Consider the following 22797-nt stretch of genomic DNA (forward strand, 5'->3'; position numbering starts at 1 on the left):
AAATAATATTAGAAATATGTTAAGCTTATTAGTTCAAAGTCAACATATTTATAAAGTAGCTTACAGTTTTTTAGCCTCTTCCCAAAATACATCCATCTCTGCCAGAGTCATTTCTTTCAATGGTTTATTTAAAGCCTGAGCCTTTTCTTCCAGGTATTGAAATCGTTTTGAAAATTTTTTATTGGTACGCTCTAATGCGTTTTCAGGATTCACATTTAAGAATCGGGCATAGTTAACCATGGAGAACATAACATCTCCAAATTCACTTTCAATGGCATCCTGATTATTAAAATCTATTTCAGCTTTCAATTCTTTAAGTTCTTCCTCTACCTTTTCCCAAACCTGGCTTGGTTCTTCCCAATCAAAACCAACTCCTGCTACTTTTTCCTGAATTCTATTGGCTTTTACTAGTGCCGGCAAACTACTAGGGACACCCTCTAAAACACTTTTCTTCCCTTCTTTAAGCTTTAAATTTTCCCAGTTACGCTTAACGTCTTCTTCATTTTCAACCTTTACATCTCCATAAATATGCGGGTGTCTACTGATTAACTTTTCACAAATACCATTACATACATCGGCAATATCGAAATCATTCGTTTCGCTTCCTATTTTAGAGTAGAACACTATATGAAGTAACACATCTCCCAACTCCTTTTTTACCTCTTCTAGATCATTATCTAAAATAGCATCACCAAGCTCGTAAGTTTCCTCAATAGTTAAATGACGAAGGGTTTCCATAGTTTGCTTTTTATCCCATGGACACTGAGCTCTAAGCTCATCCATAATGGTTAACAATCTATCGAATGCCTTAAGTTGATCTGCTCTTGTATTCATTTAGGTAAGTTTTTGGTAAAAATACGATTCTATAACTTTTATGTGATTAATTAAAATAAAAAATCCAGCTATTCAGCTGGATTTTTATAGTAAGTTCAATTAAACATTATGCATTTTGAGCTGCAATAAGGTTTAAAGCTGACCCCGCTTTATACCATGCAATTTGTGCCTCGTTATACGTATGGTTTAATTTAATAACGTCTTTGCTACCATCGGCATGAACAACCTCTAAGGTTAATTGCTTATCTGGAGCAAATTCATTCAAATCTAAAAAGTTGAACGTATCATCCTCCTGAATTAAATCATAATCTGATTCGTTATCAAAAGTTAAACCTAACATACCCTGTTTTTTAAGGTTTGTTTCGTGAATACGCGCAAAGGATTTTACAATAACAGCCGCAACACCTAGATGTCTTGGTTCCATAGCGGCATGTTCACGAGACGACCCTTCTCCGTAATTGTGATCTCCAACAACAACTGTTTTAATTCCTTCCTTTTTATATTGACGCTGCACATCCGGCACGCCACCATACTCTCCGGTTAATTGATTTTTAACAAAGTTTGTTTGTTGGTTATAAGCATTCACTGCCCCAATTAAACAGTTATTAGAAATATTATCTAAATGACCACGGAAACGCAACCAAGGCCCTGCCATCGAAATATGATCGGTAGTACATTTACCAAAGGCTTTAATTAATAATTTAGCGCCTTTAATGTCATCGCCAAGTGGTGTAAATGGTGTTAATAATTGAAGGCGTTCTGATTCTGGATTAACATTAACCTGAACATGACTTCCATCTTCTTCTGGCTCAATATATCCATTATCCTTTACTTCGAAGCCTTTTGGTGGTAATTCCCATCCTGTTGGCTCATCAAACATCACTTCTTCCCCTTCTTCGTTAATTAATTTATCCGTCATCGGGTTGAAATCCAAACGGCCTGCAATTGCGATAGCCGCAGTTAATTCTGGTGATGCCACAAAAGCGTGCGTATTAGGATTACCGTCGGCACGTTTTGCAAAGTTCCTATTAAACGAATGCACTATACTATTTTTTGGCGCATTTTTAGGATCACTGTATCGTGCCCACTGCCCAATACAAGGACCACAAGCATTGGTAAATATTTTGGCGTCTAACTTTTCAAACACTTCCAGAATACCATCCCGTTCTGCCGTGAAGCGTACCTGCTCAGACCCCGGATTAATTCCAAATTCAGCTTTGGTTTTCAAATTTTTATCTAAAGCCTGTTGAGCAATTGATGAAGCCCGCGATAAATCTTCATAGGAAGAATTGGTACAAGACCCGATTAATCCCCACTCTACCGCTAAAGGCCAATCATTAGTCTTGGATTTTTCAGTCATTTCCTTTCCTGCAGGTGTCGACAAATCTGGCGTAAATGGTCCGTTTAACAACGGATTCAATTCGGACAAGTTTATTTCAATAACCTGATCGAAATACTGCTCTGGATTGGCATAAACTTCAGGATCGGCAGTTAAATAATCTTTTACTTTATTAGCCGCATCCGCAACGTCTGCTCTTTCCGTAGCTCTTAGGTAACGCTCCATAGATTCATCGTAACCAAAAGTAGACGTCGTTGCTCCAATTTCAGCACCCATATTACAAATAGTTCCTTTACCGGTACAAGACATCGCTGTTGCTCCCGGTCCGAAATATTCAACAATAGCTCCTGTTCCTCCTTTTACGGTAAGAATTTCAGCCACTTTTAATATTACATCTTTGGGTGCTGTCCACCCGGACAATTTACCTGTTAATTTCACACCGATAAGTTTTGGAAACTTAAGTTCCCAAGCCATACCCGCCATTACATCTACCGCATCGGCCCCACCAACGCCTATAGCCACCATACCTAATCCTCCTGCATTAACGGTATGCGAATCAGTACCAATCATCATTCCCCCAGGGAATGCATAGTTTTCTAATACCACCTGGTGAATAATACCTGCACCTGGTTTCCAAAAACCAATGCCGTATTTATTTGAAACAGACTCTAAAAAATTAAATACTTCACTACTCACACTGTTTGCCTGTCTTAAATCGGCAGCTGCACCGTCCTTTGCCTGGATTAAGTGATCACAGTGAACTGTAGTAGGTACTGCAACTTTATTTTTTCCTGCCTGCATAAATTGCAGTAAAGCCATCTGAGCCGTTGCATCCTGACATGCGATTCTATCTGGAGCGAAATCGACATAATCTTTCCCTCTTGTAAACGCTGTGGTTGGATTTCCATCCCAAAGGTGATTATACAATATTTTCTCAGAAAGCGTTAAAGGTTTCCCTACGACATCACGAGCTGCATCAACTCGTTCTGCCATTTTTGAGTAAACACCTTTAATCATTTCAATATCAAATGCCATATTATTTTCTTTTTTAATGTATTTAAATTCCCTCTAATTTATTAAAAAAATTGCGATAGGACTTATTAATTAACTAAATATTAGACTATTTATATTGAGTTTATCTTATAGAAAAGTAGAGATCGTCGTTGAAGATAAATGCCATAAAAAAACCGAGCTTGAATAAAAATTCAAACCCGGCTCTATATTCTTCAATAAATGTCTGAAAATTTCAGATCATTTAAAGGTTAAACTATAATGCAACAGTAGCTGTGCTTAATTGCTTGTGAGGTGGTTTAAACTTAGTTAAAACAATACCCTCAACTGCAGCTTGATACTCTTCAATATTAGGTGTTCTTCCTAAAATTGTAGATAATACAACTACCGGAGTAGATGATAATAAAGATTCACCTTTTTTCTCTCCCGAATCCTTTACCACACGACCTTGGAATAAACGTGTAGATGTTGCCATTACGGTATCTCCTGGTTCAGCTTTCTCCTGATTACCCATGCATAAGTTACAACCTGGGCGCTCTAAGTAAAGCATATTTTCGTATTTGGTACGAGCTAAACCTTTAGGCTCATTATCGTCAAATTCAAATCCTGAGTATTTTTGTAATACTTCCCAGTCGCCTTCAGCTTTTAACTCATCAACAATGTTGTATGTTGGAGGTGCAACTACTAGAGGCGCTTTAAATTCAACTTTTCCTTGTTGTGCTTCGATATTTTTTAACATCTGAGCTAAAATTTTCATATCACCTTTGTGAACCATACAAGAGCCTACGAAACCTAAATCTACCTGCTTAGTACCGCCGTAGAAAGATAACGGACGAATAGTATCGTGTGTATAGCGCTTAGAAACATCGTCGTTGTTTACGTCTGGATCGGCGATCATTGGCTCAACGATTTCATCTAAATCGATAACAACTTCAGCAAAATAATTCGCGTTAGCATCAGGACGTAAAGCTGGTTTCGCTCCAGATTTAATTTCCTCGATTCTTGCGTTTGCTTTATCAATAAGTCCTTGTAGCACTTGTTTTTCGTTATCCATACCTTTATCAATCATGATCTGGATACGATCTCTTGCGATTTCTAAAGATTCGATTAAGGTTTCATCTTCTGAAATACAGATAGATGCTTTTGCTTTCATTTCGGCCGTCCAATCGGTAAATGTAAAGGCCTGATCTGATGTTAAGGTACCAATGTGTACTTCAATTACACGACCTTGGAATACGTTTTCACCACCAAATTGCTTTAACATTTGTTGTTGTGTTGCGTGTACCACATCACGGAAATCCATATAAGGTTTCATTTCACCTTTGAAGGTTACTTTTACTGACTGCGGAATTGGCATCGTTGCTTCACCCGTTGCTAAAGCTAAAGCTACAGTTCCTGAATCGGCACCAAAAGCCACACCTTTAGACATACGTGTATGTGAGTCACCACCAATAATGATGGCCCAGTCGTCAATAGTAATATCATTTAATACTTTGTGAATAACGTCGGTCATGGCGTGGTATTCTCCTTTAGGATCGCGCGCTGTGATTAATCCGAAGTCATTCATAAACTTCATTAACTTAGGAATGTTCGCTTTAGACTTGTTATCCCAAACTGAGGCCGTATGACACCCTGACTGGTAAGCACCATCAACAATTGGAGAAATAACCGTAGCTGCCATCGCTTCTAACTCCTGAGACGTCATTAATCCAGTAGTATCCTGAGACCCTACAATATTGACTTCAACACGAACATCAGATCCGGCGTGTAACGTTTTTCCTGGAGTTGTTCCAACAGCATTTTTGTTGAAGATTTTTTCAACAGCCGTTAAACCTTGTCCTTCAACAGAAACTTCTTTAGAAGGTGCATAAACCGTTGGCGCTTCAATACCTAAAATACTAGCAGCGATGGTTTGTAATTTTTTACCAAAAACCACAGCATAAGAACCACCAGCTTTAATAAACTCCACCTTTTGCGGCGTTAATGCTTCTGAAATATCTTTTAATTCAACATCACCGTTATATAATTTTTTCTCTTTTGTATTAATGGTAAGCACTGTACCAGTTTCAACAGAATACGCTTGCTCTAATACAGGTTCTCCATTTTCATCTAAAACGGTGTTACCAGCTTCATCAGTTTTCTTTACCCAGTTTTTAAGGTCGATACCAATACCACCAGTTACACCAACAGTCGTTAAGAAAATTGGAGAAATACCATTAGTTCCTGCAATAATCGGCGCAATATTAATAAATGGCACATAAGGACTTGCTTGAATACCTGTCCATAACGCCACGTTATTAACCCCTGACATTCTTGAAGATCCAACGCCCATGGTTCCTTTTTCAGCGATTAACATGACACGCTTATCTGGGTATTGTTCTTTTAATGCCGTAAGTTCTTGTTGCATTTCTTTGTTATGCTCAAAGATACACTGACCGTGTAATTCACGATCTGACCTTGAATGCGCATCGGCACCAGGCGATAATAAATCTGTTGAAATATCACCAGTTCCCGCGATAAAAGTAACGATATCTATTTTTTCTTCAACCTCAGGCAGTTTGGTAAAGAACTCAGCATTAGCGTAACTCTCTAATAAATCTTTAGCGACAACATTACCTGCTTTATAAGCTTCTTCTAAGCGCGCTGTATCTGCTTCATACAAGAATACTTGTGTTTTTAATACTTCAGCAGCTTGCTTAGCAATTGCTTCATCGTTTCCTAACGCTAAATCCAGAAGCACCTCAATAGAAGGTCCACCTTTCATGTGCGATAGTAATTCTAAAGCAAATGTTGGATTAATTTCTTCAACAACAGCAGCACCAAGAATAATCTCTTTTAAAAACTTTGCTTTTACACCTGCCGCTCCAGTTGTTCCTGGAACTACATTGTAAATAAAAAATTTAAGCGAATCTTCACGATTCTCGTTATTCTCATCTTTAATTTGTTCAATAATCTCGCTTAATAAATCAGCTCCATCAATTGGTTTTGGGTGTAATCCCTGAGCTTTTCGTTCTTCGATTTCCTTGATGTAATCGTTGTACATATTCATATTATTTAGAAGTCATTTCAATTTTTGGCTGTTAAAAATAATTTTCTGTAGTTCAGGCAAATAGACTACAGCCCCTATATATTATTTAAAGCCGTTTAACTTAGTTTTTTCTTTAGCCTCGCAAAAGTACTGAATTAATACAAAGTTTTAAAAATAAAACTCAGAATACCATGCCTCTTGATACTTAATTGTTATTGTGCTATAATTATTTAATATGGCTTGAAGTTTTTTAATGAAATTCATTAAAAAATTGTTTTTTTGGTAACCCAGTTAATTCAATATCTTTTTAAAAAATGGCTTATCCCTTAAATTGGTCATTGGTTTCTCAAAATACGTATATAAGAAATGACTGAAATAGAATGATAAGCTCCAATAAATGAACAAAATTATTATTTTAAATAACACTGAAGCTTCACAAAAACCAGTAATATGTTGAATACTTAACAAAACAACAGAATAATTAATTAAATAAAATGTACAAGAAACAATACTTAATTTAGTAATAAGTATTTATACTTAAAAAAAGAATTTTAAAACAAACTCTCTATAATTTGATTTTCGGAAATACCTTCGGCTTCTGCTTTGTAGTTTTTAATAATTCGGTGACGTAAAATACCTTTAGCTACTGCCTGAACATTTTCTATATCTGGTGAAAATTTACCATGTATTGCAGCGTGGGTTTTAGCTGCAAGAATCAAGTTTTGAGACGCTCTTGGCCCTGCGCCCCAATCAATGTAATTTTTAACTAAATCGGCAGCAGCATCAGAATTTGGTCTTGTTTTACCAACCATAGTTACTGCATATTCTATAACATTATCAGCTACCGGAATACGACGGATTAACTGTTGAAAATCGATAATTTGCTTAGCAGAAAACAAAGCGTTTACATTTTTTTTAGAATCTGTTGTAGTCGACTTAACAACTTCTACTTCCTCTTTAAACGTTGGATAATCTAAATTAATAGCAAACATAAAACGGTCCAATTGTGCCTCCGGCAGTGGATACGTTCCTTCCTGCTCAATAGGGTTTTGCGTTGCTAAAACAAAATATGGTAAATCTAATTTGTAGTGATGACCAGCAACCGTTACTGCTCGTTCCTGCATAGCTTCTAACAGAGCAGCCTGTGTTTTAGGCGGCGTTCTATTAATCTCATCAGCCAAAATAATATTAGAAAAAATAGGGCCTTTAATAAATTTAAAGTGACGGTCCTCGTCTAAAATCTCACTACCTAATATGTCACTAGGCATTAAATCGGGTGTAAACTGAATACGCTTAAAGTCTAAACCTAAGGCCTGAGCAATAGTGTTAACCATTAAGGTTTTTGCCAACCCGGGAACTCCTATTAAAAGTGAATGTCCGCCAGAAAAAATGGAAATTAATATTTGATTTACTACCTCATCCTGACCAACAATAACTTTGGCGATTTCGGTTTTTAAATCTTTATACTGCTTTACAAATTGTTCAATAGCGGAAACATCAGACATATATTATTTTTTTAACCAGTTACTAGAAAATTCGCAATCTCTATACTCACCACTAATTTTTATGTAAGTATCCATGATTTTTTCTTTTTGCCAATCAGCAATAGCATCAATTTTCTTTTCATCTAATGCTAATTGCTTAATTTTTAAATAATCGCGGGCATAGTCTGCTTCATGCTCATCAATCCTATCAGTAACCATTAATATTTTAAACTTAACCCCGCCGGTACGATCTTCTTCTTTATATACCAAACTTACCTCGTTATCTTTTAAATTCTGAATTTGAGTATATAACTCTGTATCCATTCTGGTCAATTCAAAATTATAATCTTGCGTTGCCGGGTTGATTAACTGACCACCATCTCCTCTGGTTTCCTTTTCATCACTAGCCTCTCTGGCTGCATCGGCAAATGAAATTTCTCCGTCAACAATACGCTGTCTCACTTTTTCTAAACGTTCTTTCGCTTCCTTAATAGCTTCATCTGATACTTTCGGCGTTAATAAAATATGTGCCACATCACGTTCCTGACCTCTAATTTTTTCACAATAAATAATATGATAACCAAAATCGGTTTTAAAAGGCTCTGAAATCTCGCCTTCTTGAAGTGCAAAAGCCACTTGTCTGAATTCCTTAACCATTCGAGGCTGATTTCTGTTTAAGATATATTTTCCTCCTTTACTTGCAGAACCAGGATCTTCTGAATATAATACGGCTTTAGAACGGAAACTTGCTCCATTTTCAAGAATGTCTCTTTTAAACTCTTTAAGCTGATCGATGATGCGTTGATTTTCTTCTGGCGCAACTTTTGGCTCGGCAACAATTTGAGCAACTTTTAACTCGGTACCAAATGTTGGACGCTGATCTTTTGGAATTTTGTTGAAAAACTCACGAACCTCTTCCGGAGTAATCTCAATCTCTCCTACAATCTTTTTTTGCATTTCTTGAGCCAACATGTTCGCTTTGTTAATTTCGAACATCTCATCTCTAAAGCTTTGTTCATCATCTTTGTTGTAAAAGTCTAATAGTTTCTCCATCGATCCATTTGTAGACTGCAAGAACTGCTCGATTTGATAATCTACATTTTGTCTAATCTGTGCGTCAGAAACAATGATACTATCTTGTACAGCGTGATGCGCATATAATTTGTCTTCTAAAAGTTTACCAAACAATTCGCAACGGCCAATATCTTTAGTATTTACACCTTGTGCTTGTAATTGCACATAAGCTTTATCAACATCAGAATCTAATAAAATATAATCGCCAACTACAGCTGCTACACCATCTACCTTTTTAGCATTAGGATTTGCGGTTTTGGTCTCCTTTACTTCTTCCTTAACTTCATCTTCAATGATTTCCTGAGCAATCATTACTTGTGATCCAAGTAACGCTATGCATAAACCGAATATATGTTTCAAATTATTTATAGATTTCGAATTTTTTATTTGTAATGGCATCTTTGGTTATATCTTTTTCTAATTTTCGAATAAGCTCTAGCTTTCTCTTATTAATAACGATTTGGTCAATGGTTGGTTTTACATACTCCAACGGCGCCGTTTCCTTTGGCAATAACACATCGTTCACTTGCATCAAATATACTCCTAATGAATCTTTGAGCTGCACAAAATTAGATTTTTTTAACAGTTGATCTTTATTTTCAGCATTAATCGCTGAAATTTTTTTAACCACCTGATTTACTTTTATCCAAATAGAATCGTTTAACGAATAAGACCTAAACTGAATAGATAACGAATCTAAAACCTGCTTGTCTTTATGGTTAAATCGTTTAAATCGCTCAACAACAGATTTGTAGTTATTCATATTCTCATCTATATGAATATATCTGAACTTAACTAATTCTTCGTTTAACTTAAACGCTTCCTTATTAATATTATAATAGGTCTCCGCCTCTTCTTTTGAAATTACAGAATCAATTTCTCGAGCCACCAATGCCTCCATATAAGCTTTGGTATATAAATCGTTTTTATATTGATTGATAAGCCTGTTAAAATTATTCTGTGTTGCCTCACTTAAATTCAATTTGGCACCATCTACCAATAACTGCTGGGTTGCCCATTGATTAATATAATTCTGAACAACAAGCGTGCTATCTTCCTTTGATGTCCCTTCAGATACTAAATCTTTAATATCATCATAATATAAATACGTTTCATTTACTCGTGCCACAGGAACACGGTCGTCAACTTCTTTAAAAAATTGACAAGAGGTCGCCAAAAGCAACGCCAATATTGAGAGACTTTTAAATCGCACTTGATTTACTTATTTAGTTTTAGTTGAGATTTTACTTGATTTAAAACCTCTTGGTTTACTTCAACAGGATATTTCGTGGCCAACTCTGCTACCCACTGTTCTTCCTTGTAAGTTTGATAATCACTAAGTACTAATCCTTTTGAATCTTCGAATGTTTTTTGAGATGCTGGCAATATGTCTTTAACATCTACAATAACAAATGCATCGCTATGTTTGTAAATTTTAGACACTCCCTTTTTAAATTCAAAGTTCTCCGGTAATACCTGATGACTGGCATCCATGATTTCTTCTGTAAAGATAACATCTATTTTATCATTACTATTCACTAAAGCCTTAATATCTTTTACCGCCATACCCTGCTCTAGCAACTTAGACACTTTTTTAAGTGTTTTATGCTGAGCGGATGAGGCTACAACCGCATCTATTTTCTCGGGAGCCATATACTTATCCTTATGAGCATTGTAATAATTCTTAACCCCCAAAGAATCTGTTTTAGCGGCATCCCAAATGGTAGATTCCATTAAGTCGAATAATAACAATCCATCACGATACTCTCCAACAATATGAGCAAAATCTTCGTCTTCTTCCTCTAAATGCTCCTCTTGGTATTTTACCAGGTTGTTATTTAAAAAGGTTACATAAGCTTGATTTACTATATTCTGAAAACTATCTGCACTTCGGTTATAATGTTGATTTTTCACTAAGAAATTACCAAAATCCTCGAACAACAACTGTTCATCACCTATTTTAACTAAAGGTTTGGCAGCCTCAAAATCTACGGGCAACTTCCAAGACAATTTATAATAATCATCATTTAACAACCCAACAAAATAAGGTAAAGCAGATTGCTTTTCTGAAACACCATATTTTGCTCTTAACTTCGCATACAGTGCGTCATCAATTAACTTAGAGCGTTCATCACGCTTTACCATTTGCTCTAATTCAGGACGCATATCCTCGAAACTTGCAATTGGCTTTTTATTTAATAATTTAATAATGTGCCAACCATAATCGGTTTTTATAGGTTCAGAAATATCGCCAACTTCCTCTAAACCAAACACAGTATCTTCAAAGACTTTTGAATTTAACTGTCCGCTACTTATAGGCGTTAACCGACCTCCATTTGAAGCCGTGCTCTGATCTTCTGAAAATTGCTTTGCTAGAGTTTCAAACGTCTCCCCTTGCTGTAGTTTTTTATAAATATCCTGAATACGCTGTGCCGATTGTTCCTGTGCAGAATCGTCTTTTTTATGAAAAATCATGATATGAGCTACGGTTCGCTCTCCTCTAGATTTGCGCTTGTCTTTCACAAATACAATATGATACCCAAAACGGGTTCTAAACGGCATGGAGATTTCACCTACCGGGGTGTTGTAAGCTTCATTTTCGAACTTGTACACCATTTTAAACCCGGAAAACCAATCTAAATCTTCACCATAAATGGTTTGCCCGTTATGTACATCTTCTCTAACAGTCTCAAACCCTTCTGTTAAAGCACGATTGCGAAGTTTTGTAATATCATTATAAGCTACAAGTGTATCATTAGGATTTGCATTCTCTGGTAATTTAATAAGAATATGACTGGCTTTTACGTCGTAAGATACGCGATCGTAGGCTTCTTCGACTAACTCATCCGTCACCTTATTATCTGTAATATAACTGCTGGCTAACTGTTTTTTATAATTCGATAATTCACGAATATAAGATGGTTTTTCATCTAGTTTTAAAGCTCTGGCCTCCTTTAATTTTAATTTGTAATTGGTAAACAATTTTAAATACTCATCGACATCTTTTTGAGATTCGTCTTGCACCAGATCTAAATTCTTATTGTAAACCCTCATAAACTCCGAAGCTGTAACCGGATCACTATCGACTGTAAACAAGATAGCTTCGCTTAAATTTTGGGCTTTTACCTGAACTAAAAACAGGGTGAAAAGTAAAACAGAAATATACTTTATATTCATATTAAAAATTTATACCATAGCAACAAAAATAATAATATAATGCTATAATGCAAGTGGCTTTCCCTTAGCATTGAAAAGATAAATTTTAAGTGCTATTTTAATTATATCTTTTTAACTTTCGACTTTTATTTTTATTGCACAGATCGCATGCGCAGACTTAAATTAATATGGGACTTTAGAGGTCCTTCAGCCCATAAAACAGCTGAACATCACGAAATTCATTTAAAAGAATACGTTCAAATTGAAAAGTTAGATAATATCTTAACTGGTTTTGAAGAGATAAATGACGTTCACGCCATCGCCTATCTAGTGGTTGATGAAGACAAAATGAAACCACTTAGAGATGCATTGAAACCGCATCGCGGACAAGTTTACCAAGATTAGATTACACCTGTTTACGTTTGGGTTTAGGAGGCATTGTTCCAAATACTTTATCCCAAAACGTATTCGAAACGCCATATGCCTTATCTGGATATTGATAATGATGTAAATTATGATGATGCCATAGGTATTTAAATCGTTTCGGGGGTCGTTTTACGTGAATCGCTCTATGTACAAAAGAATACATTAAATACCCTAAAAAGAAGCCTGGAAAAAATCCGAAGGTATATATTGAAAATCCAAAAACCCAGAATAGAATATAGAATACACAAAAAAGTAAGGATGCTAAAATTAACCCCGGAACAGGTGGCATTAACAAACGTTCTTTATCCTTTGGAAACTCATGATGCGAACCGTGCATAATAAAATGGAATCGCTGTGTCCATTTCCAGTCGTTATACCAATGAAACAGGTAGCGGTGCAATAAATATTCAGCTAGAGTCCAGGACACAAAACCTGTACAAAATAAAATAACAAAACTTAAAACCGATAATCCTACGACGCCAATAGCCAAATATGCCAAAAGTAAAACGGTAACGCCATAGACTATAATATTTGAGATTGGGTTGGTTTTTGTTAGGCTTTCTAAAAAGGGGTTTTTAAAGATTTGTGCCTGACCGGTAGAAAAATCTGTGGTTACTCGTTGCTGTTTCATCTGTTTAAATTTTTTTATTATTTATCCGTCAGATGTAATTCGCCAAGAATCCTTATAGTCGATATTGACTTTTCCTATGGCTCATTTCATAACTTTAAATTTTATCCTACTTAAAGATAACAAAATCACACAAATAACAAATACTTAATAATCACCATAAAAAAAGCCTCTGTAATTACAGAGGCTTTTTTTATTATTTTAAAATACTATTTACCCACTTATGCAACCTTTCTTAATACGGGTCTAGCCTTCTTTCTTTTATTTTTCTTTTTCAATTTATTAATCCAAATAATGGTTCCTGTTACAGGCAAACTTGTTCCTATTAAACAGGCAATAAAGTACAGAACCTTAGAAAACATGCCATATATTTCTCCCGTATGAATCGGTTTTATTAACGAAGCAATCTGTGTATTCAAAGGTTTGTCTGCAAACCGCTCTACTTTTAATACCTTCCCTGAAAGATCCATATACAATTTATCTGATGTTACAGGTGACCAACTTGCCTCTGCTACTTTAGAAAATCGATAATAACTATTACGCTGATCAGGAAAGCTTACCGACAACTCACCGTCATAATCTAAAGTTTCATTCGCTTTTGCTATAGCCTCTTCAATAGAAATCGTATGTTCTTGTTTTGCATCAGATTGATGCTCAAAACGACCGCCGCGATCAAATATTTTGGCGCCTATTAAATCGCCTAATCCATTTCTATACCCTTCAAAAGACCAACATAGCCCGGTGATTCCCATAATAAGAATCAAAATGCAAGAATAAAACCCCAGTGTATTATGCAAATCATGATTAATTCGTTTCCATTTGGCATCGGTTTTAATTTTAAAACCTTGTTTAATTTGCTTCCATTTCATCTTTTTAGGAAACCACAATACTAAACCAGAAATTGATAACACCAAAAAGATAATTGTTGCTATACCTACTATTGGACGTCCGATATTGATATCCAGAAGTAACCACCGGTGAAGTCTAAACATCGACATAAGAAATCCGTCTGCTTTAGATTTTTCTACCTTGTGAATTTCAGAGGTATAAGGATCCACAAGAACTTTAGATCCGCGGCGCTCTTTAAGATCTTTCTTTACTGAAAACTCATAAGGCGCATCCGAAGCACTGGGGAGCATCACCCCCGTTACAAATCCTAAATCGGAATTCTTTACAGTATTAACAAGTTGTGTTACTGAAGACTTATTTCCTTGCTCTTCAACTTCAATTGATGAAGAAAACGCATCTTTTATTTCGTGTTCAAAAGCCAGGATGGTTCCACTAAGACAAACTAAAAAAATAACTATTCCGCTGGCAATTCCCAGCCATAAATGAATATCGTTGATAAACTTTCTAAAACCGTAGGTAGACTTTTTTGACATACTTTCTTTATTACTTTGTCTGACTTTTTAATACACAACAAATATATAACCCAACTCTTACAAAACAAACTTTATTTAGACTAATTACAAATAAATTCATTAATAAAACATGTCGATAAAAAAACCCAACAAATGTTTGTTGGGTTTTTCAATAATTATATCTGATAAACTATCTTGAATAGTTTGGAGATTCTTTTGTAATAGCTACATCATGAGGGTGACTTTCGTTAATACCACTTGCTGTAATCTTAACAAATTGCCCTTTTTCTTTTAAAGTCTCGATATCTTTAGCTCCACAGTATCCCATACCTGCGCGTAATCCACCAATAAACTGGTGAATACTTTCGTATAAATCACCTTTGTAAGGGACACGTCCAACAATACCTTCAGGAACTAATTTCTTGATATCATCTTCTACATCTTGAAAATAACGGTCTTTACTACCTTCTTTCATAGCTTCAACAGAACCCATTCCACGGTAAGACTTAAATTTACGTCCTTCGTAAATAATAGTCTCTCCAGGAGATTCTTTAGTACCTGCTAAAAGCGACCCTAACATCACACAGTCTGCACCTGCTGCAATCGCTTTAGGAATATCTCCTGTATAACGAATACCTCCATCTGCAATTACAGGAACACCAGAACCTTTAATAGCTGCTGCTACTTCTAATACCGCTGAAAACTGAGGAAAACCAACACCTGCAACCACACGCGTTGTACAAATTGACCCTGGGCCTATACCAACTTTTACAGCATCAGCGCCAGCTTCAACTAAATATTTCGCAGCTTCACCTGTTGCAATATTTCCAACGATAACATCTAAATCAGGGAATTTAGCTTTTACCTCCTTTAAAACTTTAACCACACCTTGCGTATGCCCGTGAGCTGTATCAATTACAACGGCATCTACCCCTGCATTAACTAAAGCTTCAGCTCTTACCACAGCATCTGCAGTTACACCTAAAGCTGCAGCAACACGTAAGCGTCCATACTCATCTTTGTTTGCGATTGGCTTTTGCTTTAATTTAGTAATATCTCTGAAGGTAATTAACCCTGATAATTTATAATTGTCATCTACAATAAGTAGCTTTTCAATTTTATGCTTTTGAAGAATACTTTCAGCATCTTTTAATGAAGTTCCTACTGATGAAGTTACTAAATTTTCACTTGTCATCACCTCAACAATAGCACGTTTATTGTCATGCTCGAAACGCAAATCACGATTAGTTACAATCCCTTTTAGAGTTCCTTCATCATCAACGATAGGAATACCACCAATACTGTGCTCTGCCATCGATGCCTTTGCATCTAAAACAGTCGCTGTAAGAGGCAAAGTTACAGGATCGATAATCATACCGCTTTCTGCACGCTTAACACGTCTTACTTTTAAAGCCTGTGCTTCAATTGTCATGTTCTTATGTAACACACCAATACCTCCTTCTTGCGCCATAGCAATAGCCATTTTGCTTTCAGTAACGGTATCCATCGCGGCCGAAATAATAGGCACGTTAATGGTAATGTTTCTCGTAAATTTTGTTTGGATATTTACTTCGCGAGGAAGAACTTCTGAATAAGCTGGAACTAAAAGGACATCATCGTAGGTTAGTCCTTCTCCTACTATTTTATTTTGATGTGCGATCATGATGCAATTACATTTTAATTGCGTGCAAATATACACAATTTTTAAGTTGATTTTAAGAAATAAGAAACTAAATTATTGTTAATATTTTCTATTTCAAAATCTGTAAAAGAAAAGTGTCCGAATGTTTATTTACAATCGGACACTTTATATGTGTTTAGCGACGACGTCTCCCACCACCGACATTCATAGGTTGTCCGGCAAAGCTTCCAAACTTATAGGTGAAGTTCAACATAAAATACTGCTCCAATATTCTATTCTCTACGTCTTCAATATAAGTTTCGGTTACATTACGCCTGTAGCCATTATTTTTTCCTAAAACATCGTAGCCTACTAAAGTTACTGTCGCTTTATTATCCCATAACTCCATCCCTATTCCTGCATTCCAGAACACAGCATCACCATCAAAGGCATCTCCTACACGACTGTTATAGCGGTAAGCTACCTTATTCGAGACAAAGAGGTTTTTGATAATAAATATGTTAGAATCGAAATTCACATTTTGTACAAAATAATCGTTATCGTTAAATGCGTCGGTATCATATACATTTTTAAATGCTGAATAATTATAACGTGCACTCAACTCAATTTTATTATCGTAAGCGTATCTAAATGATATAGACGGTGTAAATCTGGTTGTCTGGCCAGTAAACTTAACACCGTTTTGCATGGACAGACTATTATTGAAGCTCGCCGAAAATGACCCGTTAAAGTTAATATTAGTCTTTTTACTATAAATAGATTTTGAAATGGACGCATTACCATCTATAGAATAATCACCATTAATATTGGTATAGGTCGTTAGCTTATTTAAATCACTGTCGGTGGTTGTAGAATTGATAATTTTATCTTGAGTTATACCCGCATTAGCATTTCCAGAAATATTGATATTATGAAACGCTAAATTGTTTTGGTATCTGAAACGTAATCTATGATTAATCTGTGGTTCTAAAAACGGATTACCCACACGAATATGTGTAATGTTGCTCACATCTTCAACGGGTTGCAACTGACTCATCGAAGGCAAATTCACATTTTGATTATAATCTAATGAAATTCTTTTATAGCCATTCTCATCACGGTACCGAATGCGACCTGAATATGTTAAATACTCAAAATCAGCTTTAAAATTACGTGCTTCAACAATTTGATCTTTATAACTTCTATAGGTAGTTGTGTGGCCGGCTTCAACTTCGAAACGGAAATCATTGAGTTGATATCTTAACCTTAACGACGGTCGGATTGTAGTCGCAATATATTTACTATCGGTACTTAACATATCATTAAAGCTATCATATGAATCACTACCTGCATCATAATCATAAATATAGCGCTCACTGCTTTGTGAATTTACATCGGCATTATAGCTAGGTATAATTCTAAAATCATCAAACAACTCGGCACTCCACTCTGCGTTAATACCAATATTACTATTATTACTATCGGTATTACTTATCTGATCTTGTATAACGGTTTCATTTCTGTTATATAAAATATTTTCAGAATACTTCTTGCTGTCTGAAGATGATTTACTGAAATCGGTATTTAAGCCAATATTAAAATAGTTTCCACCACCACCTCGCGCAGGCGTTACGCGAAACCTGTTATTAATATTGTAATTAGACGATGTGGATTGATTAGTACTTGTATAATCGCTTACTAAGTCGCCGTTGGTGTATTCCGAAGTACTTTTAGACGTAGAGCCCGAATCTGTATTTGCCGTGTTAAAAGAAGTTTCATTAGAAATCTGAACTCTATTATTCGATGCCTTATTTTTGGGTTCTATGATAAATTTTAAATCTGAATCTCCAGTATGCGATTCAGAATCATTAAAGCCTTTATTGTTAGATTCGGTTATATAATTTAAATCCGGCAAAAAGGTTTCCCGATTACTTTTACGTTCTGTTTCTGAACTTTGGGCACTATACCGGTAATTTGCATTAATACGGGTTTCGTCCCAACGTCCTTTTGAGAAGTTTGCTCCAACAAAATCCGATTCTATGTATCCATTACTGGTATCGGTATCTGGTAGTGCATTAAAGCCTCTAGACGAATTTATATTATTGGTCCCAGCTATAAGTCCAATCTGTTTGCCATCTATCATTTGAAACAAATTGGCATTCGCCTGATACTTATCGTCGGTTCCATAACCACCTTTCACATCACCAAACATGGCACGGTTTTGTCCTTTTTTAATCTTTAAATTGATTTCTTTGGTTCCCGAAGTCGATTCTTCTCCGGTAAACTTTTGCATATCAGTTTTATAATCGGTAACCTGAACTTTACTAATAGCCTGACTTGGAATATTCTTTAAGGCAATATCTCCCTTTTTCTCACCAAAGAAGCGCATGCCATCCACATTTACAGCTTCCACATCTACTCCATTAACAGTAATGTTCCCATCTAAATCTATATCTACACCGGGTAACTTTTTAAGTAAGTCTTCGGCTTTATCGTTAGGTAAGGTTTTAAAGCTATCGGCGTTATATTCAATAGTATCTTTTTTAATCACCACTGGTGGAGCCTTACCTACAATCGATACCACATTAAGTTCTTCTACCTGATCTTGTAATACTACTTCACCTAAATTTAATGTATTGCCTTCAGGTACATCGATATCTTTTAAGTAAGGTTTATAGCCTAAATAAGCAATGTTAAAAATAGCCTTTTTATCGTCTTCGGCATTAACCTGAATAGAAAATTCTCCATTCTTATTGGTTATACCGTAAGCCATAGGCACACTATCTTTTATACTTTGAATATATACTGTTGCTCCTTCTAAAACTTTGGTATATTCATCTTTTACAATACCTTCTAAAGTAAACTTTTGGGCAAATAGTGTCGTTGTGAAACACAACAGAAAAACAAGCAATAACTTTTTCAACATGTTCTAGTTAGGTTAATAGTAGCTTAGACCTTACTTTTTTTGTAAAGTTTAACCTAATAATGTTAAAAAAAACCTAAGGTTTTAGCCTTAAAATTTTACTTGAAGAGTTGTATACCAGTTTCTTGGCGCTGACGGAATGATACCTGGCCCTGGATAACCTGTGGCACGTCTGGTAAAGTAGGCATTATCTAAAATGTTGTTAATTCCGGTTTCCAGTTTGAAGCGCTTATAAGAATAGGCTAAAGATATATCTAACACATCATAACTTGGTATTTCACCAACAACACCACTTATTCCTCCATCAACAGAATTGGTTGCATCTGTAAATTGCTGCGATAAATACGTATACTGAATACTGGAAGATAAATCCTTAAAACCAAACCTTAAACCAGTTTTTAAATTCACATCTGGTACAAACTCCACTTTATTACCTTCTACTCCTGTTGCTTCCGAAGCCGTATATTCCGAATTAATAAAAGATGTATTTACAAAATAATTAAAACTAAAATCGTTATTTAGATCTAACACCTGTTTCAAATTAAAATCGAATAAAGACTCTACACCATACATCACGGCATCACCAATATTACCACGTTCGCTCTTTACGCCCTGACTGGTTTCTATTTGTTTAAACCCGATACGCCCGTTATAAAACAAAGCAAATGCACCTAAATCATAAGACACGACATTATTTAAATTTCCACGAATTCCTAAATCGGTTGTAAAGCCTTTTTCATCAGTAATATCCGAATTAATTTCAAATGCAGGATTATTAATATTTATATCTGAAAAGGTTACCGAACGGTAGTTTTGTGAAATGTTCCCATAAACTTCCATTCCGTTTACAGGTTTATAACTCACGCCCAACCCTAGTAACACAAAAGCGCGATCAAAATCTCGATTATCATCAATAGTCTGATCCAATATAACATTACCCGCAGCGTCTTTGTTTATCTGACGATAAAACCCTTCACTTTGTGTTCTAATATACTCAAAACGGAAACCTGGTGTTACCGATAATTTATCATTTAAATAGAAAATATTTTCTCCAAAAACAGAAGCATTTAAGTTAGGTAAATCAAACTGCGACTGATTTTGGTAATCTGAAAACTCATCATTGTAAAAGTTAAAATCCGCATCGCTACGATCACTACCCGGACCTTGTTGTTGGTAATTATTGGCTTTATAAAACTTACTTCCAATTAAAAAAGTTGCGTCTTTTTTACCAATATTGTACTTACTCAATAAACGCGCTTCAAATCCGAAATTTTTAAAATCGCCTTTTATTAAATCACGCTCCTCTCCAGAATCCACCTGATCGACACGATTTGATCTAAACCCTAATGCATCTCTGGACGCATTTAAACCAAAAAAGTTAAATGTGAAATTGGTTTGATCTGAAAACTTATGGTCTAATTTTAAATTATACAACAACCAATCTACCTGAAACCAGTTGCGCTCACGATTGCTTTGGTAAGGATCTGTGGCAAACATATTATCGGTTAAACCACCGCCCTGCTGTGCCAGGTAACGCATATACGTTATATCTCCAGTGACTTTAGTGTTATCTGTAAACTGATACCCTAAATGTGCAAAGGCATTTTTAGATTCAAATTCTGAATTTGGTCGGAATCCATCACCTTTTTTGTAGTTGAAATAACTGTAATAACTGAACTTATCTTTTGTTCCGCTGATACTGGTAAAATTGGTATACAATCCGAAACTCCCTAAAGTATTTCTTGTAATTAGTTCAAAAGGTTTATTCGGATTTGGCGCCTTCATTTTAAAGTTGATTAAACCACCGAACTGTGTTCCGTATTGCAACGATGCCGCCCCACGAATCACCTGAATTTCTTTTAACCCTTCTGATGCCGGCGTATAATAACTTTCAGGATATCCCAAAACATCAGCACTAATATCATACCCATTTTGGCGCGTATTGAAATTGGCCGTTCGGTTTGGATCTAATCCACGACCACCAACATTTAACTGTAATCCCGCATCATCATTCTGATAAATGTTTAAACCGGCCACCTGACTAAAAATCTGACGTGCATTGTTAGATGCTAAATTGGCCATAGACTGATCTACCAAAACCACTTCGGTCTTCTTACCTGCATAAATAGCCGTGCCTTCAACATCTTTTAAACGTGATAATTCGAATAACTTAGCTTTTCTAGCCGTGATTTCAACCTCCGAAAGACTCACCGATAACGGAATAAGTTCTACATTAATTTCAGCATCATTAGCTACAGAAACCGGCAATTCCTTAACCTGAAACTCGTAAGAAAAAAAAATTAAATCTAAATCCTGCTTGTTAGTAATAAATTCGAAATACCCTGAAACATTTGTTTTTGCTAGTAAACCTGAAGTCTTGTCGAAAATTTCAACATCGGCAACTGCTTCATTGCTTCCTGTTTTCGTTACTGTTCCATAAATTTTATGTTGCGCCTGTGCGACACCTGCAACCAAAAGTAATATTACTAATAATTTAAAGTCCTTTAATTTCATCGGTAAATGGTAATATCCATGCCTTATGGCAGAATGATTCTTTTTCTTTATATAAATCGACGGTCTTGTCTATAAATGGCTGACTCAACCTCCCGTTAAGCGCCACATAGCTTTCGACAAACACCTGTACATTTTTATGCCCTTGCGATGTAAAATGATCGCCTAAATAGTGTGCGTATTGTAAAATAAAATCGGGTTGAAAACTCATTTGCTTTTCCTGAAACGAACTCAGAAAATCGCGATTTCTAACCACAAATGCTGCTCCTGTTTTTGCATTTTTAATGGTAAACGTGGTATGCCCCATTTTTTCCATGAGCATCACGCGCCATGAAAACCGAAACCCCTCTTCGGTCCAGAACAATTCTCCAGGATATAATACATATCGAAATGGAAATAGCAACTGAATGACAAAAAACACCGTTAAAAATGGCACCAGGGCCTTTTCCTTTTTAACCTCTAAAACAGGCTTCAAATCTACCGAAGTTTTAAGTTTTAAAATATCTTCTATAGTATTGATTATTTTATGATGAAAATCGGCTTTGAAAAAAATCAACGTCGAAACAATCATGATAAAAGGAAACATACCTATTGGGAAAAGCACCCTTGTAAATACATGGAAAAACACAACCAAGGCAAAAGCAAACCAACGGGTACGCTTATAAAGCAGTAAAAACGGAATGGCTAAATCGTAAAGCATACCAGACCAACTCATAGCATAATGAAACCACTCCTGTTGCATGAGGCTTTCGCCTATAAATGGTAAGTCGTATTTTGAGGGCAACCATATTTTTAATGGCATGGCTCGAAATAACCAATCGGAATTTAATTTAGCCAATCCCGCATAAAAATAAACGATTCCTAAAAGGAGTTTTACACTATCTACGCACCATTGCGGTATGGTTTTATAAGACGTTTTCCTTAATACATTATCTACCGAAAAATACGCATTAGCAGGTAAAAAAATCATTAAAAAACTCAATAAACTAATAAAGTAATAATGATTTAAATAGGTGGTTTTATCCATGAGTTCGATATAGGTAAAACTCAAAAAGAATACAATAATTGCCATTCTATACTTTAAACCCAGTGCTATAAACAAAGCTGCCACAGCACAAATAATAAAAAGCAAGTAGGTATAATCACCCAAAGGTTTTACCCATTCAAAACCATAATATGAAAAATGAAATTTAGGTTTAATATATAACTTATCAATCCAACCATTAGCCCAAAAGCGAATAATACTAAACAGCATCATAATACCGAATAGTATCCTAAACACCGCTAATGGTGCGGCATCTGTTTTGCTTTGCAGATATGCTTTTGTATTAAACCCCATATAAAAACGAAAAGATTCCCTAACGCATCAGAGAATCTTTAAATCATTTATTTTAACATGTT

At 35.6% G+C, this 22797-nt stretch carries 14 protein-coding genes; 1 reads left to right on the top strand and 13 read right to left on the bottom strand.

Features of this window, described 5'->3' with window-relative positions:
- Window positions 1-60 precede the first annotated feature (60 nt).
- From mazG to RBH94_RS01040, 7 genes are all read right to left on the bottom strand, one after another.
- Complete coding sequence (gene mazG / locus RBH94_RS01010) at window positions 61-834, bottom strand: nucleoside triphosphate pyrophosphohydrolase (RefSeq protein ID WP_307881987.1); 774 nt, start codon at window positions 832-834, stop codon at window positions 61-63.
- A 106-nt stretch (window positions 835-940) separates the two neighbouring features.
- Window positions 941-3208 carry an aconitate hydratase gene (locus RBH94_RS01015; protein WP_307881988.1) on the bottom strand — a complete coding sequence of 756 codons (2268 nt, stop codon included), beginning with the start codon at window positions 3206-3208 and terminating at the stop codon, window positions 941-943.
- 232 nt (window positions 3209-3440) lie between these two features.
- Window positions 3441-6233: a bifunctional aconitate hydratase 2/2-methylisocitrate dehydratase gene (locus RBH94_RS01020; protein ID WP_307881989.1), complete on the bottom strand. Its 2793-nt coding sequence runs from the start codon at window positions 6231-6233 to the stop codon at window positions 3441-3443.
- A 530-nt stretch (window positions 6234-6763) separates the two neighbouring features.
- Entirely contained in the window at window positions 6764-7717 is a 954-nt protein-coding gene (locus RBH94_RS01025; protein WP_307881990.1) for a MoxR family ATPase, read from the bottom strand.
- A 3-nt stretch (window positions 7718-7720) separates the two neighbouring features.
- Window positions 7721-9169, bottom strand: a complete 1449-nt coding sequence (locus RBH94_RS01030) for a peptidylprolyl isomerase (protein WP_188223248.1) — start codon at window positions 9167-9169, stop codon at window positions 7721-7723.
- Complete coding sequence (locus RBH94_RS01035) at window positions 9132-9983, bottom strand: peptidyl-prolyl cis-trans isomerase (protein ID WP_307881992.1); 852 nt, start codon at window positions 9981-9983, stop codon at window positions 9132-9134. Before RBH94_RS01035 ends, RBH94_RS01030 begins: the two co-directional genes overlap by 38 nt.
- A gap of 5 nt (window positions 9984-9988) precedes the next feature.
- The gene (locus RBH94_RS01040) at window positions 9989-11947 is read right to left on the bottom strand and encodes a peptidylprolyl isomerase (RefSeq protein ID WP_307881993.1); all 1959 of its coding nucleotides are present in this window, start codon (window positions 11945-11947) and stop codon (window positions 9989-9991) included.
- A 147-nt stretch (window positions 11948-12094) separates the two neighbouring features.
- Between RBH94_RS01040 and RBH94_RS01045 the strand changes: the two genes are divergently transcribed.
- On the top strand, window positions 12095-12331 hold the full coding sequence (locus tag RBH94_RS01045) for a hypothetical protein (protein WP_307881994.1): 237 nt from the start codon (window positions 12095-12097) through the stop codon (window positions 12329-12331).
- A 1-nt stretch (window position 12332) separates the two neighbouring features.
- On the opposite strand, the gene RBH94_RS01050 is transcribed toward RBH94_RS01045, so the two are convergent.
- The 6 genes from RBH94_RS01050 to RBH94_RS01075 form a co-directional block, all read right to left on the bottom strand.
- Window positions 12333-12983, bottom strand: a complete 651-nt coding sequence (locus RBH94_RS01050) for a sterol desaturase family protein (protein ID WP_307881995.1) — start codon at window positions 12981-12983, stop codon at window positions 12333-12335.
- A gap of 218 nt (window positions 12984-13201) precedes the next feature.
- Entirely contained in the window at window positions 13202-14362 is a 1161-nt protein-coding gene (locus tag RBH94_RS01055; protein ID WP_307881996.1) for a PepSY domain-containing protein, read from the bottom strand.
- Window positions 14363-14531: 169 nt separating this feature from the next.
- Complete coding sequence (gene guaB, locus RBH94_RS01060) at window positions 14532-16004, bottom strand: IMP dehydrogenase (RefSeq protein WP_307881997.1); 1473 nt, start codon at window positions 16002-16004, stop codon at window positions 14532-14534.
- A 154-nt stretch (window positions 16005-16158) separates the two neighbouring features.
- Complete coding sequence (locus RBH94_RS01065; protein ID WP_307881998.1) at window positions 16159-18888, bottom strand: TonB-dependent receptor; 2730 nt, start codon at window positions 18886-18888, stop codon at window positions 16159-16161.
- 87 nt (window positions 18889-18975) lie between these two features.
- Window positions 18976-21399 carry a TonB-dependent receptor domain-containing protein gene (locus tag RBH94_RS01070; protein WP_307881999.1) on the bottom strand — a complete coding sequence of 808 codons (2424 nt, stop codon included), beginning with the start codon at window positions 21397-21399 and terminating at the stop codon, window positions 18976-18978.
- Entirely contained in the window at window positions 21380-22735 is a 1356-nt protein-coding gene (locus RBH94_RS01075) for an HTTM domain-containing protein (protein ID WP_307882000.1), read from the bottom strand. Before RBH94_RS01075 ends, RBH94_RS01070 begins: the two co-directional genes overlap by 20 nt.
- Window positions 22736-22797 lie beyond the last annotated feature (62 nt).

The organism is Aestuariibaculum sp. YM273 (genome assembly GCF_030908365.1).
Lineage (GTDB): Bacteria > Bacteroidota > Bacteroidia > Flavobacteriales > Flavobacteriaceae > Aestuariibaculum > Aestuariibaculum marinum.